At 67.0% G+C, this 16,750-nt stretch carries 16 protein-coding genes; 7 read left to right on the forward strand and 9 right to left on the reverse strand.

Going from position 1 to position 16,750, the window contains the following annotated elements; genetic code table 11:
• Nucleotides 1-25: 25 nt before the first annotated feature.
• The 6 genes from murJ to trxA all read left to right on the forward strand — a co-directional run bounded on the left by murJ (nucleotide 26) and on the right by trxA (nucleotide 7,104).
• Nucleotides 26-2,176 (forward strand): murein biosynthesis integral membrane protein MurJ, encoded by a 2,151-nt coding sequence (gene murJ, locus OG735_RS21290; RefSeq protein WP_327324763.1) that lies wholly within the window; start codon nucleotides 26-28, stop codon nucleotides 2,174-2,176.
• 117 nt (nucleotides 2,177-2,293) lie between these two features.
• Nucleotides 2,294-3,994 (forward strand): protein kinase family protein, encoded by a 1,701-nt coding sequence (locus tag OG735_RS21295; protein WP_327324764.1) that lies wholly within the window; start codon nucleotides 2,294-2,296, stop codon nucleotides 3,992-3,994.
• Between the two features lie 25 nt (nucleotides 3,995-4,019).
• Nucleotides 4,020-4,724, forward strand: a complete 705-nt coding sequence (gene sigM, locus OG735_RS21300; RefSeq protein ID WP_327324765.1) for an RNA polymerase sigma factor SigM — start codon at nucleotides 4,020-4,022, stop codon at nucleotides 4,722-4,724.
• Nucleotides 4,721-5,623 carry a zf-HC2 domain-containing protein gene (locus tag OG735_RS21305; RefSeq protein WP_327324766.1) on the forward strand — a complete coding sequence of 301 codons (903 nt, stop codon included), beginning with the start codon at nucleotides 4,721-4,723 and terminating at the stop codon, nucleotides 5,621-5,623. The genes sigM and OG735_RS21305 overlap by 4 nt, the downstream gene beginning before the upstream one ends.
• A 124-nt stretch (nucleotides 5,624-5,747) precedes the next feature.
• Nucleotides 5,748-6,722, forward strand: coding sequence for a thioredoxin-disulfide reductase (gene trxB / locus OG735_RS21310; RefSeq protein ID WP_327324767.1), 975 nt, complete (start codon nucleotides 5,748-5,750; stop codon nucleotides 6,720-6,722).
• A gap of 49 nt (nucleotides 6,723-6,771) precedes the next feature.
• Nucleotides 6,772-7,104: a thioredoxin gene (gene trxA, locus OG735_RS21315; RefSeq protein ID WP_142214727.1), complete on the forward strand. Its 333-nt coding sequence runs from the start codon at nucleotides 6,772-6,774 to the stop codon at nucleotides 7,102-7,104.
• 74 nt (nucleotides 7,105-7,178) lie between these two features.
• On the opposite strand, the gene OG735_RS21320 is transcribed toward trxA, so the two are convergent.
• The 9 genes from OG735_RS21320 to rpmH form a co-directional block, all read right to left on the reverse strand.
• Nucleotides 7,179-7,796, reverse strand: coding sequence for a GNAT family N-acetyltransferase (locus OG735_RS21320; RefSeq protein WP_327324768.1), 618 nt, complete (start codon nucleotides 7,794-7,796; stop codon nucleotides 7,179-7,181).
• A gap of 306 nt (nucleotides 7,797-8,102) precedes the next feature.
• The gene (locus OG735_RS21325; protein ID WP_327324769.1) at nucleotides 8,103-9,200 is read right to left on the reverse strand and encodes a ParB/RepB/Spo0J family partition protein; all 1,098 of its coding nucleotides are present in this window, start codon (nucleotides 9,198-9,200) and stop codon (nucleotides 8,103-8,105) included.
• Nucleotides 9,197-10,273 (reverse strand): ParA family protein, encoded by a 1,077-nt coding sequence (locus OG735_RS21330; RefSeq protein WP_327324770.1) that lies wholly within the window; start codon nucleotides 10,271-10,273, stop codon nucleotides 9,197-9,199. The genes OG735_RS21325 and OG735_RS21330 overlap by 4 nt, the downstream gene beginning before the upstream one ends.
• A gap of 265 nt (nucleotides 10,274-10,538) precedes the next feature.
• Nucleotides 10,539-11,255 carry a 16S rRNA (guanine(527)-N(7))-methyltransferase RsmG gene (rsmG, locus tag OG735_RS21335; protein WP_327324771.1) on the reverse strand — a complete coding sequence of 239 codons (717 nt, stop codon included), beginning with the start codon at nucleotides 11,253-11,255 and terminating at the stop codon, nucleotides 10,539-10,541.
• Nucleotides 11,256-11,368: 113 nt separating this feature from the next.
• Entirely contained in the window at nucleotides 11,369-11,881 is a 513-nt protein-coding gene (locus tag OG735_RS21340) for a Jag family protein (protein WP_327324772.1), read from the reverse strand.
• 14 nt (nucleotides 11,882-11,895) lie between these two features.
• Nucleotides 11,896-13,164 carry a membrane protein insertase YidC gene (yidC, locus tag OG735_RS21345; RefSeq protein ID WP_327324773.1) on the reverse strand — a complete coding sequence of 423 codons (1,269 nt, stop codon included), beginning with the start codon at nucleotides 13,162-13,164 and terminating at the stop codon, nucleotides 11,896-11,898.
• 3 nt (nucleotides 13,165-13,167) lie between these two features.
• The gene (gene yidD, locus OG735_RS21350) at nucleotides 13,168-13,527 is read right to left on the reverse strand and encodes a membrane protein insertion efficiency factor YidD (RefSeq protein ID WP_327324774.1); all 360 of its coding nucleotides are present in this window, start codon (nucleotides 13,525-13,527) and stop codon (nucleotides 13,168-13,170) included.
• Nucleotides 13,524-13,895, reverse strand: a complete 372-nt coding sequence (rnpA, locus tag OG735_RS21355) for a ribonuclease P protein component (RefSeq protein ID WP_327324775.1) — start codon at nucleotides 13,893-13,895, stop codon at nucleotides 13,524-13,526. The genes yidD and rnpA overlap by 4 nt, the downstream gene beginning before the upstream one ends.
• 18 nt (nucleotides 13,896-13,913) lie before the next feature.
• Entirely contained in the window at nucleotides 13,914-14,051 is a 138-nt protein-coding gene (gene rpmH, locus OG735_RS21360) for a 50S ribosomal protein L34 (RefSeq protein WP_006381191.1), read from the reverse strand.
• Nucleotides 14,052-14,416: 365 nt separating this feature from the next.
• Here rpmH and dnaA point away from each other — a divergent pair, with 365 nt between their 5' ends.
• Nucleotides 14,417-16,222, forward strand: a complete 1,806-nt coding sequence (dnaA, locus tag OG735_RS21365; RefSeq protein WP_327324776.1) for a chromosomal replication initiator protein DnaA — start codon at nucleotides 14,417-14,419, stop codon at nucleotides 16,220-16,222.
• Nucleotides 16,223-16,750 lie beyond the last annotated feature (528 nt).

The following is a 16,750-nucleotide window of genomic DNA, read 5'->3' on the forward strand; positions in this document are numbered from 1 at the left end:
CCGGGGACGATGAGGTGGGGTAGCAATGAACGCGCCGTACGACGGTGACCGCGGTCAGGGCACGGGCGAAGACCCGGCAGACCAGGTTCCTCCGCCGCCGCAGCCTGCCCCCGAACCGTACACACAGGACCCGTACGTTCAGGACGCCTACGCCCGTGATCCTTACCGGGCGCAGGATCTGTCCGCCCAGGACCCGGTGACCGAGGCGCTCTACGACCGCGCCTCGCACCCGCCGCCGAGTCCGGGCACGTATCAGGAACCGCCGGCGCTGTACCAGCAGCCGCCGACTCCGCAGCATGCCCCGGACCCCCACGTCTGGGCGCAGACCCCGCCGCCCGAGCCCGCCGGACCGTCGCGGCATCTGCCGTACGGAGAGAACGCCAGGACCACCCAGTTCACGGGCGTGGACGACCTGGTCACCCGGGCCGGCGAGGAGGAACCGGAGCCTGACGCGTTCGCGCACCTTTTCCGGGACCAGCAGACCTCGGGGCAGCCCTCGCCCACTCCTGAGCCGATCCCGGCGCCGCCCGCCCCGAAAAGGCCGGGCGGCCGGGTCTCCGGCCTGATGAGATCCAGCGCAGTAATGGCGGCGGGCACCCTGGTCTCCCGCCTCACCGGCTTCGTCCGCAGCCTGGTTATCACCGCTGCGCTCGGCGCCTCACTGCTCGGTGACACCTACACCGTGGCGTACACCCTGCCGACGATGATCTACATCCTCACCGTCGGAGGCGGCCTCAACTCCGTCTTCGTGCCGCAGCTGGTGCGCTCGATGAAGAACGACGACGACGGCGGCGAGGCCTACGCCAACCGTCTGCTCACCCTCGTCATGGTGGCGCTCGGAATCATCGTCGCCATCGCGGTATTCGCGGCACCGCTGCTGATCCATCTGATGTCGGACACCATCGCCAGCAGACCGGCGGCCAACAGCGTCGCCGTCACCTTCGCCCGGTACTGCCTGCCCACAATATTCTTCATGGGCGTGCACGTAGTGATGGGCCAGATCCTCAACGCACGTGGGAAGTTCGGCGCGATGATGTGGACTCCGGTCCTCAACAACATCGTCATGATCGCCACGTTTGGCCTGTTCATCTGGGTCTACGGCACCTCTGCCGAATCCCAGATGGGGGTCCAGACGATCCCGCCGGAGGGTGTCCGGCTGCTGGGCATCGGCACCCTGCTCGGTCTCACCGTCCAGGCTCTCTCGATGATCCCGTATCTGCGCGAGACGGGCTTCCGCTTCCGTCCCCGCTTCGACTGGAAGGGCCACGGCCTCGGCAAGACCGTCAAGCTGGCCAAGTGGACCGTGCTGTTCGTCCTCGCCAACCAGGCGGGTGTGCTGGTCGTCACCCAGCTCGCCACCGCTGCCGGTGAAGCCTCCGGGAGGTCCGGCGCGGGCATCCTCGCCTACTCCAATGCCCAGCTGATCTGGGGCATGCCGCAGGCCATCATCACCGTCTCGGTGATGGCCGCCCTGCTGCCCCGCATCTCCCGCGCAGCCCACGACAACGACCCGGGGGCCGTACGCGACGACATCTCCCAGGGCCTGCGCAACTCCGCGGTCGCCATCGTCCCGGTCGCCTTCGCGTTCCTCGCCCTCGGCGTTCCGATGTCCACGCTCCTGTTCGCCTCCAGCGGCATGGAGTCCGCCCGAGGCATGGGCTTCATCCTCATGGCGTTCGGCCTCGGCCTCATCCCGTTCTCCGTGCAGTACGTCGTACTGCGCGGCTTCTACGCGTACGAGGACACCCGCACGCCCTTCTACAACACCGTCATCGTCGCCGGGGTCAATGCCGCCGCCTCCGCGCTCTGTTACGTGGTCCTGCCGGCCCAGTGGGCGGTTGTCGGTATGGGCGCCTCCTACGGCCTCGCCTACGCCGTTGGCGTGGGCGTCGCCTGGCGGCGGCTGAAGAACCGGCTGGACGGTGACCTGGACGGCTCCCGCGTCATGCGTACGTACACCCGGCTCGGCATGGCCTCCGTCCCGGCCGCGGCCGCCGGCGGCGCGGTCGCCTTCTTCGTCATGAAGGGACTCGGCAGCGGCGCTGCAGGCTCGCTCGCCGCGCTGGTCGCCGGCGGAATCGTGCTGCTGGGCGTCTTCTTCGTCGCCGCGAAGCGGATGCGCATCGATGAGCTCAACGCTTTGGTCGGAATGGTCCGCGGACGCCTCGGACGGTAGGACGCGAGTACCGCACAACCATCGTCGGCCGCCGTGTGTCGTGCATAGCGGCCGACTGTGGGCACAATTGGCATGGCTTTTGGATAGGGCGCAACGGATGGGGAGGCAGGAACGACGGTGGCGGAACGTAGCACGGCTGCCGTCGACGTGGCCGACAACAGCGGAGACGACCCGCTGACCGCGCAGGCGGGCAAGGCCACGACCGACGGGGCGGCGGAATCCCAGAACTCGGCGGAGAAGACCGCACCGGACACGGGCAGCGAACGGCAGGGCACCGAACCCGCCATCGCTGCGCCCGAAATGCACAGTGGCCACAAGCTCGCCAGACGCTACCGCCTCGAGGAGTGCGTCACCCGTCTGGACGGTTTCAGCAGCTGGCGTGCTGTCGACGAGAAGTTGCGCCGTGCGGTGGGAGTGCATCTGCTCCCCGCCGATCACCCGAGGGCGCGCTCAGTGCTCGCGGCGGCCCGCTCCTCCGCACTCCTCGGCGACCCTCGATTCGTACAGGTCCTGGACGCCGTCGAAGAGAACGATCTCGTCTACGTCGTCCATGAGTGGATTCCTGACGCGACGGAGCTCACGGCTCTGCTCGCCATGGGCCCGATGGAGCCTCACGACGCGTACCAGCTCGTCGACCAGCTCTCTCAGGCCATGGCCGCGGCGCACCGTGAAGGCCTTGCCCACCTCAGGCTCACCCCGGGCGCGGTGCTGCGGAGCTCGACCGGGCAGTACCGGATCCGCGGCCTCGCGGTGAACGCCGCTCTGCGCGGAATCACCGCCGATGGACCACAGCGTGCCGACACCGAGGCGATCGGTGCGCTTCTCTACGCGGCGCTAACGCATCGCTGGCCGTACGAGAACGACGCGTACGGCCTCTCCGGGCTGCCCAAGGGCGTCGGACTGCTCGCCCCCGACCAGGTGCGGGCCGGCGTTCACCGCGGCCTCTCTGAACTCGCCATGCGGGCCCTGATCAACGACGGTGCCACTGCCTCCCGCCAGGAGCCGCCGTGCACCACGCCCGACGAGCTGGCCAAGGCCGTGGCGGCGATGCCGCGCATCCGCCCGCCGGAGCCCGCGTTCACCTCACCACCGGAATACCAGCGCACGACCTACCAGCAGGGCACCTACGCCCGTCCCGCGCCCCGCCCGGGCACGAGCATCACCCAGCCGGTTCCCTCGCCTCCGGCACCGCTCCAGAGCCGCACTGGCAAGGTCCTCAAGTGGACCGTGGCCGCGCTGCTCATCGCCGCGCTGGGGCTGGGCAGCTGGCAGGTGGCGGACAAGCTGATCGACCGCGACAAGGACTCGGTCGATCCGGGCAGCTCGCAGACGGACAGCGGCGAAAAGAACCCCGCACCCGAATCCGGCAAGCCGGTCGCCATCAAGGGTGCCCGTGACTTCGACCCGCTCGGGGACCACTCCGAGAAGCCGGCCGGGATAAAGAACAGCTACGACGGCAACCCGTCGACGTTCTGGACCACCGACGGTTACAAGGGCACCGGGGACTTCGGCCATCTGAAGTCAGGTGTCGGCATCATTCTCGACCTAGGCAAGGTCCAGCAGGTCGGCACCGTGGATGTCTCCTTCCTCGGCGGTGACACCTCCGTGGAGCTGCGGACAGCGTCCGAAGATGCCTCGTCCGAGCCGACAACCCTCGGCGGCTTCAACAAGGTCGCCAACGGATCCGGTTCGAATGTGTCCCTCAAGCCCGGCAAGCCGGTACGGGCACGGTACGTTCTGGTCTGGCTGACCAAGCTGCCACAGAGCGACGAGGGCAACTTCCGGGGCAAGGTCTCGGAGATCAAGATCACCAGCTGACGGCACCAGGGGAGGGGGCTCACCGTTGGACGACGCGACACTCGGCGACACAAGCGACCAGGACCTTCTGGCACGCCATGTCGCAGGGGACCCGGATGCCTTCGGTGAGCTTGTACGGCGCCACCGCGACAGGCTCTGGGCCGTCGCCCTGCGAACCCTGGGCGACCGTGAGGAGGCTGCGGACGCGGTCCAGGACGCCCTGGTCTCCGCCTTCCGGGCCGCCCATACCTTCCGCGGCCAGTCCGCCGTCACTACTTGGCTCCATCGCATCACCGTGAACGCGTGTCTCGACCGGGCCCGCAAGGCTTCCTCGCGGAAGACCTCCCCCGTCGACGACACCGAGCGGCTGGAGCAGCTACTTGAGCCTCATGAGTCCGCCGAGGCTCCGGTCGAGCGCAAGGATCTCCACCGCGAACTACTGGCCGCACTGGCGAAACTTCCCGTCGATCAGCGGGCTGCGCTGGTGCTTGTCGATATGCAGGGCTACCCCGTCGCGGAGGCGGCCCGCGTCCTCGATGTGCCCACGGGGACCGTCAAGAGCCGCTGCGCGCGCGGGCGGGCACGGCTGTTGCCCATGCTCACTCATCTGCGGAGCGATACCGGGGATAACACCGAGGTCAGCAGGGGAAGGAACCGGACGCCGGGGACATCCGTCCCACCGGCGTCGGGACAAAGGGACGCAGGGCCGAATGACCCTGCAGCTGTGAAGGGCGGAGGTGGGCGCGCGTGACATCCACGGCCGACACGACTCAGCACCCGGACGTCTCGGAGATCTCCGACCTCACGGAAGGTCTTCTCTCGCTGGAGCGCACGGCGGATGTGCGGCAGCACCTCGACGGATGTCCCCTGTGCGCGGATGTACGCACGTCCCTCGAGGAGATTCGCGGGCTGCTCGGCACACTGCCCGGAGCGCATCGAATGCCCGCCGACATCACAGGCCGTATCGACGCCGCTCTGGCCGCCGAGGCTCTTCTGGACGCCACCGCACCCGCAGAGGCCGTCGATGTTTCACGTGAAACAGCGCCCATCGCTCAGCAGGCGGACGTCACGCCGACCGACCGGCCAGCGGGCCGCCCGCGCGCTGCCACCGGTCCCGGGCGCAGCCGCCGGACACGGCGCCGCCGCACAGCCGTCCTCGGTGCCATCTTCAGCGCGGCCGCAGTAGGAGTCAGCGTCCTGCTCCTCCAGTCCCTGCAGTCCACCGGCGACAACAGCGCAGACTCCGCCAAGAAAGAAGCAAGCGTCAGCTCCACTGCGGGTGGCACCCAAGACTTCTCCGAGTCCGGCCTGCAGGGCCGCGTGCAGGCTCTGGTCGCCACCAGCCTCGGTCAAGGGGAGCCGAGGATAGAGAAGGGGCCGTCTATCGACAGCCAGTCCAACCCCGTCTCGCCCAAGAGCAAGCCGGACGTGACTGTGCCTCCCTGTATCCAGAAGGGCACCGGCCGGACCGATGCTCCGATCGCCTTTGAGCGGGGTCAGTACGAGGGCAGTAACGCGTACCTCGTCGTGCTGCCGCACTCCACGGACAGCGGTCAGGTCCAGGCGTATGTGATCGATGCGGCCTGCGTCGACACCGCCCCCGCACCGACGGGCAAGCTCCTGCTGACGACCGCCTACCCTCGCCGCTGACACACCCCGCCACGCCACTCGGACGTACCGGGAATGCACGCCCCGTAGGATCCGTTGGGTGGGGTGAGAGTCATTGAACGGCCCCGTAGGCAGCAGGCAGTCCGCAGAAACGAGGAAGACACCCGTGAGCGACGTCCGTAACGTGATCATCATCGGCTCCGGGCCCGCCGGCTACACGGCTGCGCTCTACACCGCGCGCGCATCGTTGCAGCCGCTGGTGTTCGAGGGGGCCGTCACCGCCGGCGGTGCATTGATGAACACGACGGAGGTGGAGAACTTCCCCGGCTTCCGCGAGGGCATCATGGGCCCGGACCTGATGGACAACATGCGTGCACAGGCAGAGCGCTTCGGAGCCGAGTTGGTCCCGGACGATGTCATCTCGGTCGACCTCACGGGCGAGATCAAGACCGTCACTGACACGGCAGGCACCGTTCACCGCGCCAAGTCCGTGATCGTGACCACCGGTTCACAGCACCGCAAGCTCGGTCTGCCGAACGAGGACGCGCTCTCCGGACGCGGTGTCTCGTGGTGCGCGACCTGTGATGGCTTCTTCTTCAAGGACCAGGACATCGCCGTGATCGGCGGCGGTGACACCGCGATGGAGGAGGCCACCTTCCTCTCCCGCTTCGCCAAGTCCGTCACCATCGTCCACCGCCGCGACAGCCTGCGCGCCTCCAAGGCCATGCAGGACCGCGCCTTCGCCGACCCGAAGATCTCCTTCGCCTGGGACAGCGAGGTCGCCGCGATCCACGGAGAGCAGAAGCTCTCCGGTCTGACCCTGCGCAACACCAAGACCGGCCAGCCCTCCGAGCTCGCTGTGACAGGACTGTTCATCGCCGTGGGCCACGACCCGCGCACCGAGCTCTTCAAGAGCCAGCTCGAGCTGGACGACGAGGGCTACCTGAAGGTCGAGGCGCCGTCGACGCGCACCAACCTGACCGGTGTCTTCGGAGCGGGTGATGTCGTCGACCACACCTACCGTCAGGCCATCACCGCCGCCGGCACGGGCTGTTCCGCTGCCCTCGACGCTGAGCGCTTCCTCTCCGCGCTTGCCGACGGCGAGAACGCCGCCGAGCCGGAGAAGACCTCTGCGGTCTGACGCCCGCACCATCCGCCTCACACCCCCGCAAAGAAGTAAGGAGGCCGCCGTGGCCGGCGCCCTGAAGAACGTGACCGATGACACCTTCGAAGAGGATGTCCTCAAGAGCGACAAGCCCGTACTGGTGGACTTCTGGGCCGCCTGGTGCGGTCCCTGCCGCCAGATCGCGCCATCCCTCGAGGCCATCGCGGCCGAGCACGGCGACAAGATCGAGATCGTGAAGCTCAACATCGACGAGAACCCGGCCACCGCCGCCAAGTACGGGGTCATGTCCATCCCGACGCTGAACGTCTACCAGAACGGCGAGGTTGCCAAGACGATCGTCGGCGCGAAGCCGAAGGCCGCGATCGTGCGCGACCTCGAGGGCTTCATCGGCGAGTAGCACCGCGCCGCTGTTTCACGTGAAACACGAATGGGCTCATCCCTCACTGGGATGAGCCCATCTCGCGTTGGTACTCACAACGGCCGTAGCACCGGCTCCTTCTGAACAGCCCCGAGCAGTCGGTCCAGCGCCAGCTCCACGTCTTCCTTCCAGGAGAGCGTTGTCCGCAGCTCCAGCCTCAGCCGGGGATACGTCGGATGGGGACGCACGGTCTTGAAGCCCACGGCCAGCAGATGGTCGGCGGGCAGTACACAGGCAGGCTCCTTCCAGCGGGCATCCCCGAACGCCTCGATCGCCCGGAAGCCCCGCCGTAGTAGATCCTTGGCGACGGTCTGCACCATCACCCGCCCGAGCCCCTGCCCCTGATACCCCGGCATGATCCAAGCGGTCATCAGCTGCACGGCATCCGGTGAAACAGGGCTCGTCGGGAAAGCCGTGGAACGCGGCACATACGCCGGAGGCGCATAGAGAACGAAGCCGACCGGTACCTCGTCGACGTAGACGACCCTGCCGCAGGAGCCCCACTCGAGCAGCACGGCCGAGAGCCAGGCCTCTTTCTCCAGTGAGGGTGTTCCCGCCTTTACCGCGGCTTCTCCACTGACTGGATCAAGTTCCCAGAAGACACACGCACGACAGCGCTTGGGAAGGTCCGAAAGGTTGTCCAGCGTGAGTGGTGCAAGCCGACGCCCCATGAAGGCCATTCCTCACTTCCCTCGCCTGCCGCGCTACGAGCAGCTGCCAGGGCGCTCCTCTCCCGGAGCAGGCTGCTGACGAACCCGCCCACTGCCCCCAGGCCCAAGCCGGCTGTCACCAGTTGGCTGCGGCTCACCGATCGCATGGCCCTCGCCCTCCCTCTGAGGTGGATCAAGGTGGATGCGCCATACCAGAACGCATCGTATCCACCCAGCCCTGGCACGGATACCGGGCGACGGCAAAGGGCAGACCGTGTTCCTCCAACGATCGGACACGGCCCGCCCCTGACGGTATTACGGAAGAGCTCAGCCCTCGTCGCCCTCAACGGGCTCCTCGCCAAGTCCCTGCTCCAGGACCCGTCCCTCGCCGGGGGCGAGGGTGCCGAGGATCCGCTCCAAATCGTCTATCGACGCGAACTCGACAACGATCTTCCCCTTCTTCTGACCGAGGTCGACCTTCACTCGCGTCTCGAACCGGTCCGAGAGCCGTGAAGCCAGGTCAGTGAGCGCCGGTGACAGACGGGCACCGGCTCGCGGACTCTTCGGCTTGGACGTGCTCTTGGGATTCGAGTTGATCAGGGTGACGATCTCTTCGACCGCTCGCACCGAGAGCCCCTCGGCCACAATCCTGTGCGCAAGCCGGTCCTGCTCCTCGGAGTCCTCCACCGAGAGCAACGCCCGCGCATGACCGGCCGACAGCACCCCGGCAGCCACCCTGCGCTGGACGGGAGGCGAGAGACGCAACAGGCGCAGCGTGTTGGACACCTGCGGACGCGAGCGTCCGATCCGGTCGGCCAGCTGGTCGTGCGTGCAGTTGAAGTCCTTGAGCAGCTGGTCGTAGGCGGCAGCCTCTTCCAGCGGATTCAGCTGGGCACGGTGCAGGTTCTCGAGCAGCGCATCCAGAAGGAGCTTCTCGTCGTCCGTGTCCCGGACGATCGCAGGAATCCGCTCCAGACCCGCCTCACGGCAGGCCCGCCAGCGGCGCTCGCCCATGATGAGCTCATAGCGCTCGGGCCCCAACTGCCGAACGACAACGGGCTGAAGCAGCCCCACTTCCTTGATGGAGGTGACCAGCTCCGCAAGAGCGTCCTCGTCGAACACCTCACGCGGCTGGCGCGGGTTGGGCGTGATGGTGTCGATCGGCAACTCCGCGAAGTGCGCGCCGGCCGGCTCGACCGGCTGCGGCACAGCTTCCGGTTCCGGCGCAGGCGTGATCGCCTCCGACGGAGGGGAAGCGCTGGGCAGCGTCGTCACCTTCGCCGCCGCCACACCACGTTCCGCGGTCAGCACCGGACCCGCTCCCGAAGAGCTCGAAGCCCCGGAAGGAGGCACCGCCTTCTCCTGGGGAGCGGCAGGGATCAGCGCACCCAGCCCACGCCCCAATCCTCTACGTCGCTCACTCACTGGATCCCCTCCGACATGTTCTGCTGGCTGTTCTGGCTGCCCACCTGGGCATGCTGCGGGTCGTAGTGGATCCCGACCCCCCGCAGCGCGATCTCACGCGCCGCCTCAAGATACGACAGGGATCCACTGGAACCCGGATCGTAGGTCAGCACCGTCTGTCCGTAGCTCGGCGCCTCCGAGATACGCACCGAGCGCGGAATGCTCGTCCGCAGCACCTCATTGCCGAAGTGACTGCGCACCTCGTCGGCCACCTGGGAGGCCAGCCGGGTCCTGCCGTCGTACATGGTGAGCAGGATCGTCGACACATGCAGGTCCGGGTTGAGATGACCGCGGACCAGGTCCACGTTCCGCAGCAGCTGGCCCAAACCCTCCAGTGCGTAGTACTCGCACTGGATGGGGATGAGCACCTCGGCACCGGCGACCAGCGCATTGACGGTCAGCAGACCGAGCGACGGCGGGCAGTCGATGAGGATGTAGTCCAACGGCTGCTCATAGGCCTGGATCGCCCGCTGCAGTCGGCTCTCCCGCGCCACCAGCGACACCAGCTCGATCTCCGCACCGGCGAGATCGATGGTGGCGGGGGCGCAGAAGAGACCTTCGACGTCCGGGACCGGTTGGACCACCTCGGAGAGCGGTCTGCTCTCCACCAGGACGTCATAGATCGAGGGGACTTCGGCGTGGTGATCGATCCCCAGCGCCGTGGAGGCGTTGCCCTGTGGATCCAGGTCCACTACCAGAACGCGCGCGCCATGCAGCGCCAGCGAGGCGGCAAGGTTGACCGTAGTAGTGGTCTTGCCCACGCCGCCCTTCTGATTGGCGACCACCATGACGCGTGTGTGCTCAGGTCGGGGCAGACCCTCACCGGCACGCCCCAGCGCCTCCACAGCCAGCTGGGCAGCACGGCCGATGGGGGTGTCGTCCATCGGGGGCGGTGTTTCACGTGAAACATCCTCCCCCGACGGCTCCGTACGGGGACCGGGGACCGGATCGGTCATCGGTCCCGCGATGTTGGCGTCGGACCGCAAGGATTCACTCTCCTCGACTTCAGGCTCGCAATGCACAGAGCCTGCCATGCTTTCGGGGTCGTGAACCAGCGAGGCCCGTGGTTCTGTGGAGGAATCCACCTCTGTGGACAATTCCGTAGCCCTCAAGAGGGGCTTCCGGTCCCGCATCGGGGCGGCAGCACGGCCGCGGCTGATGATTCCCTGCAGCAGTGAGCGACGTTTCACGTGAAACACGATGCACGCGCCGCGGGACTACAGCCGCACGACACTCCGAAATGCGTACGTATGGCAGCTTGTATGGAGCATCGCTGATAGACAGTACGGACTGTACGGATCAGCGACGCCGTCGGGTACGACTGGTCCGGGCGGCCTTGGCCCGCTTTGCCGCGAAACGCACTCCGCCGGGGCTCTCTCCGACTTCCACACGCACCACAGTCGAGAGCGGCTCAACAATCCCCTCACCGACGTGCAGCACCGAGGTCTCCACCACCCCGAGCTTGCTCAGCGCAGCACGGGCCCCCTGGAGTTCCTCCTCGGCAGTGTCGCCCTTGAGCGCCAGCATCTCTCCGTATGGACGCAGCAGAGGCACTCCCCAGCCCGCCAGCCGGTCCAGCGGTGCCACGGCTCGCGCCGTCACCACATGCACGGGAGGCAGCTTCCCAAGCACTTCCTCGGCTCGGCCCCGGACCACGGTCACATGGTCCAGGCCCAGCAGTTCGACCACTTCCTGAAGAAAATTCGTTCGCCGCAGCAGCGGCTCGAGGAGCGTGATCTTCAGATCCGGGCGTACCAGCGCCAGCGGGATGCCCGGCAGACCGGCCCCGGAGCCGACATCGCAGACGGTGACGCCCTCGGGCACGACCTCCGAGAGCACCGCGCAGTTCAGCAGATGCCGCTCCCACAGCCGCGGCACCTCACGAGGACCGATCAGGCCCCGCTTGACTCCCGCGTCAGCGAGCAGCTCCGCGTACCGCACAGCCTCCGGAAAGAACTCTCCGAATACCGTCCGCGCCTCTTCGGGCGCCTGGGGAAGCTCTGCTGCCTCCGTCACGGGAACCGTCCTTCCGTACCGCACTGTCGCACTGTGGACTGTGGTGGCTGACTATCAGGCTGACAAAGATCGGCCCCGCCTGCGAACAGACGGGGCCGAGGAAACAATCGAGGTCAGGCCGGGAGTACGACGACGAAGCGCTGCGGCTCCTCGCCCTCGGACTCACTCCGCAGACCCGCGGCCGCGACCGCGTCGTGCACAACCTTGCGCTCGAAGGGCGTCATCGGGTTCAGCTTCACCGGCTCACCGGTGCTCTTCACCTCGTCGGCCGCCTTCGCACCCAGCTCGCTGAGCTCCGTGCGCTTCTTGGCCCGGAAGCCCGCGATGTCCAGCATCAGCCGGCTCCGGTCCCCGGTCTCCCGGTGCACTGCGAGCCGCGTCAGCTCCTGGAGAGCCTCCAGGACCTCGCCGTCGCGGCCCACGAGCTTCTGCAGATCCCGACTGTCCCGGTCGCTGATGATCGAGACCGCTGCCCGGTCCGCCTCGACGTCCATGTCGATATCGCCGTCGAGATCAGCGATGTCGAGCAGACCTTCGAGGTAGTCGGCCGCGATCTCCCCTTCCTGCTCGAGGCGGGTCAGGGTGTCGCCGCCCTCGGCGGGGGCGGAGATGGTGCCTTCCGTCACGGATGGACTCCTTCTTACTTCTTGGACGACGGGTGCTTGGGCCGCTGCTGACCCTTGCGCTGTCCGGACTTGGGCTGCTGGCGTGCGGAGCCTGAAGCAGGCTTGCCCGCCGGCTTCGGCTGGGCGTCCTGCGGCTCGTCCTTCTGCAGCGAGGGCTTCGACTCGGAGTCAGCGCCCTCAGAGCTCTTGGCCGCGCCCGGCTGGGCACTGGCGGACTGCCGCTTCGCCTTGGTCTGACGCTTGGGCTGCTGCCGCCGCTGCGCTGCGCCGCCATCGGCCTCGGCGACAGCGGTGTCACTCTTGGCCACCGTGCCGTCCGCCTGAGCGGCAAAGCCCGCCTTGGCCAGGCCGCTGATGAACCTGCGCTCGTTGTCGTTCCGGTCCACGCCCTTGGCGACGATCGCCTGGATGACATTGCGCTTGCGCCGCGAACGTACCTCGCTGTGGGCGGTGACGCCCTTCAGCAGTCGCTGCAGGTACTGGTCCTGGGCCTTGCTGCCCGGGGTCGGGTTCTGGTTGATCACGAACATCTGCTGGCCCATGGTCCACACGTTGGTGGTGAGCCAGTAGACGAGGACACCGACGGGGAAGTTGATACCCATCACGGCGAAGATCACCGGGAAGATGTACATCAGCATCTTCTGCTGCTGCATGTACGGCGTCTTCACCGTGAGGTCGACGTTCTTCTGCATCAGCTGGCGCTGCGTGTAGAACTGCGACGCGGACATCATGATGATCATGATCGCGGTGACAATGCGCACATCGGTCAGCGAGGCGCCGAGGGCAGCGACTTCATTCGAGCTGTCCGTGAACTTCGACGCCAGGGGGGCACCGAAGATGTGTGCCTGCCGGGCACTGTCCAGCAGCGATTCATTGATAACGCCGATGGTCTTGCCCGAGGCGATGCTGGAGAGCACGTGGTACAGAGCGAAGAAGAACGGCGACTGCGCGAGGATCGGAAGGCACGAGGAGAGCGGGTTGGTGCCCGTCTCCTTGTACAGCTTCATCATCTCTTCGGACTGACGCTGCTTGTCGCTCTTGTAGCGCTCCTGGATCGCCTTCATCTTCGGCTGGAGCGCCTGCATGTTCCGGGTCGACTTGATCTGCTTCACAAAGAGCGGGATCAGACAGATCCGGATGAGGATCACCAGCGACACGATGGACAGTCCCCAGGCCCAGCCCGTGTTGGGGCCGAAGATCGCCCCATAGAGCGTGTGGAACTGGACGATGACCCACGAAACAGGTGTGGTGATAAAGCTGAAGAGACTGGCAATCGTGTCCACTAATCAGGCTCCTTGAGCATTGGGCGAAGACTCTGCGGCCGGGCTCGGGGGTTCGGGGGCCGACCCCCGGGAAGGCACATCAGCTGCGGAGTGCCCGCCCTTGCTGCCGCGCAAGGCGTCGCGCAGCATCTCGTGCCACCGCGGGCGCTTGCGCGGCGGCACATAATCCACACCGCCCGGCGACCACGGATTGCACCGCAGGATCCGCCAAGCGGTGAGAGCTGTGCCCTTCACCGCGCCGTGCCGGTCGATGGCCGTATATCCGTAGTGGGAACACGACGGGTAGTACCTGCAGACAGGCCCCAACAGCGGGCTGATCGTCCACTGGTACAGCTTGATCAGAGCCAGCAGCGGGTACTTCATCGCGCGCCCCCTCCCAGCAGCCGCTGAAGAGCGGCATCCAGGTCTCGGGCCAGCTGTTCATAAGCGGCGTCGCCCGCACCGGGCAGCGCCCGTACGACCACCAGGCTACCGGGGGGCAGCTCGGCGAGACGGTCGCGTATCAGGTGGCGCAGTCTCCGCTTGACCTTGTTGCGTACGACCGCGCCGCCCACTGCCTTGCTCACGACGAAACCCGCACACGTCGGGGGAGCGCTCTCCCCAGGCGCGTGCGGGTCCGTTGCACCGCTGCTTAGATGGACGACGAGAAGCGGGCGTCCGGCCCGACGTCCCCGGCGTACCGCGGTCGCGAAGTCCTCGCGCCGCCTCAGCCGATTCTCGGTAGGCAGCACGTCATGACCTGTTAGCGATCAGGCGGACAGGCTGGCGCGACCCTTGCCACGGCGGTTCGCGAGAATCGCGCGGCCGGCACGGGTACGCATCCGCAGGCGGAAGCCGTGGGTCTTCGCGCGACGACGGTTGTTCGGCTGGAAGGTGCGCTTGCTCACTCGGGGGCTCCAGAAATGATTCGTAGATGGCGGGACATCGCCTGGCTGTCACCGTGCGCCCACGAGTAGCTCGCGTATACGCCCGAGTGCACCGCTTCACGATCACAGACCGTGATCTTTGCCCATCGGAGGCAGGCGGCAGCAGCCATCGACAACTCGACCTGGTTACGGTACGCGCGGCTACGCCATCCGGTCAAACCAGACCCATGACGTGGTCCACTGTGCACAGGCTGTGGACAACAACTTGAACCGCGCGGGTCGGCCTGACTACCGTGGCTGAACTCCAATTCCTTTCCTGCCTGTCTTCCCATCCCGTCCCGAGAACCACACATTCGTGGGACGGGACCTGTGAGAGAGCGTGCCTTGTGGCTGACGTACCTGCCGATCTTGCCGCAGTGTGGCCACGAGTGCTGGAGCAGCTCCTCGCGGAGGGCCAGCAGGGGATCGAGCCCAAGGACAAGCAGTGGATCGAGCGCTGCCAGCCCCTCGCACTGGTGGCCGACACTGCTCTCCTCGCCGTTCCCAATGAATGGGGCAAGCGCGTCCTCGAAGGCCGGCTCGCCCCATTGATCAGCGAGACCCTCAGCCGTGAGTGCGGCCGTCCGATCCGTATCGCGATCACCGTCGACGACTCGGTTGGCGAGCCCCCGGCCCCGCAGGCGCCCTCGCAACAGCAGCAGGCGCCCCGCTATCAGGGCCCGCAGCACGACGAGCCCCGCCAGAACGATCACTACGAGGGGTACGGGCACCGGCCCGGCGACGACGGACTTCCCACCGTCCGCCCCGCCTATCCCGAATACCAGCAGCACCAGCAGCACCAGCGACCGGAACCCGGCGCCTGGCCGCGTACCCAGGAGGACCTGTCCTGGCAGCAGCCTCGTCTCGGCGGCTTCCAGGACCGCGACCCGTCTGCGGAGCAATGGCGCGAGCCGTACGCAACCGGCCGGCCGCGCCAGCCCCAGCACGACTACCGGCAGCCTCAGCCGCCCGAGCGCCAGCAGTACGAGCAACACCAGCAGCAGCAGCGACCGGACCGGCACGAGCTGCCGGAGCGCCAGGCCCCGCACCGCGGCGCTCCCGGGGGCGCACCCGGACCGCTGGGCGCGCAGCCGTCACCGGCCCCCGGTCCCGGCGAGCCACATGCCCGCCTCAACCCGAAATACCTCTTCGACACCTTCGTCATCGGTGCGTCCAACCGGTTCGCGCACGCTGCGGCAGTCGCGGTCGCCGAGGCACCGGCCAAGGCGTACAACCCCCTCTTCATCTACGGGGAGTCGGGACTCGGCAAGACCCACCTGCTGCATGCCATCGGGCACTACGCGCGCAGCCTCTATCCCGGCACGCGGGTGCGGTACGTGAGCTCCGAGGAGTTCACCAACGAGTTCATCAACTCGATCCGCGACGGCAAGGGCGACACCTTCCGCAAGCGCTACCGCGACGTGGACATCCTGCTGGTCGACGACATCCAGTTCCTGGCGAGCAAGGAGTCGACGCAGGAGGAGTTCTTCCACACCTTCAATACGCTCCACAACGCCAACAAGCAGATCGTGCTCTCCTCGGACCGGCCGCCCAAGCAGCTGATGACGCTGGAGGACCGACTGCGGAACCGTTTCGAGTGGGGTCTGACCACCGACGTACAGCCGCCGGAGCTGGAGACACGGATCGCCATCCTCCGTAAGAAGGCGGTACAGGAGCAGCTCAACGCTCCGCCGGAGGTGCTGGAGTTCATCGCCTCGCGGATCTCTCGCAATATCCGCGAGCTGGAGGGTGCGCTGATCAGGGTGACGGCGTTCGCGTCGCTCAACCGGCAGCCGGTGGACCTCGGGCTCACCGAGATCGTGCTGAAGGACTTGATCCCTGGTGGGGAGGACTCGGCCCCCGAGATCACCGCGAGTGCGATCATGGCGGCGACCGCCGACTACTTCGGGCTGACGGTGGAGGATCTCTGCGGATCCTCGCGCAGCCGGGTGCTGGTGACCGCCCGCCAGATCGCCATGTATCTCTGCCGTGAGCTCACCGACCTGTCGCTGCCGAAGATCGGCGCGCAGTTCGGCGGCCGCGATCACACGACCGTGATGCACGCGGACCGCAAGATCCGTGCGCTGATGGCCGAGCGACGCTCGATCTACAACCAGGTCACCGAGCTCACCAACCGCATCAAGAACGGCTGACAGGCCGGCACAGCAGCAGCCGAAGAGGCCTTCAAGGGCGCTCCGGGACGAAGTCCCGGAGCGCCCTTCGGCGTTCCTCAGCTGTCCCGCAGATGTCCGGTGTTCGAATACGCGGCGACGGGGCGGGTTCTCCACAGATCTGGGGACGATCTTCCGTCCACAGCCTGGGGACTGGGAAGTTGTCCAGATTGCGTCCACAGGGGCGGTTGCTGAGACTTCATCGCGCGAGGTCAGACGGTTGTGGATTTGTGGCCAACCCTGCTCCACAGACTGTGGACACGGAAACCGTCCACAGGACGTGATCGATGTTGTCCACTGGCAGCCCACAGGCTGCGCCGCGTTGCCCACAGCTTCTCCACAGCCCTGTCCACTGTTCGGCAACGAAACACCAGGTCTCACCGTGTCGAGTGAAAGGCGTCACACCAACGAGGTCGGTTGGGCTGTGGGGAACGTGGGTAAAGCTGGGGACAGCCCTGGGGAGAAGTCCCCCAAGGCTGTGCATCGAATGTGCAGAACTTTCGGGCGTCC

The sequence above is a fragment of the Streptomyces sp. NBC_01210 genome (assembly GCF_036010325.1).
In the GTDB taxonomy this organism is placed as follows: Bacteria; Actinomycetota; Actinomycetes; order Streptomycetales; family Streptomycetaceae; genus Streptomyces.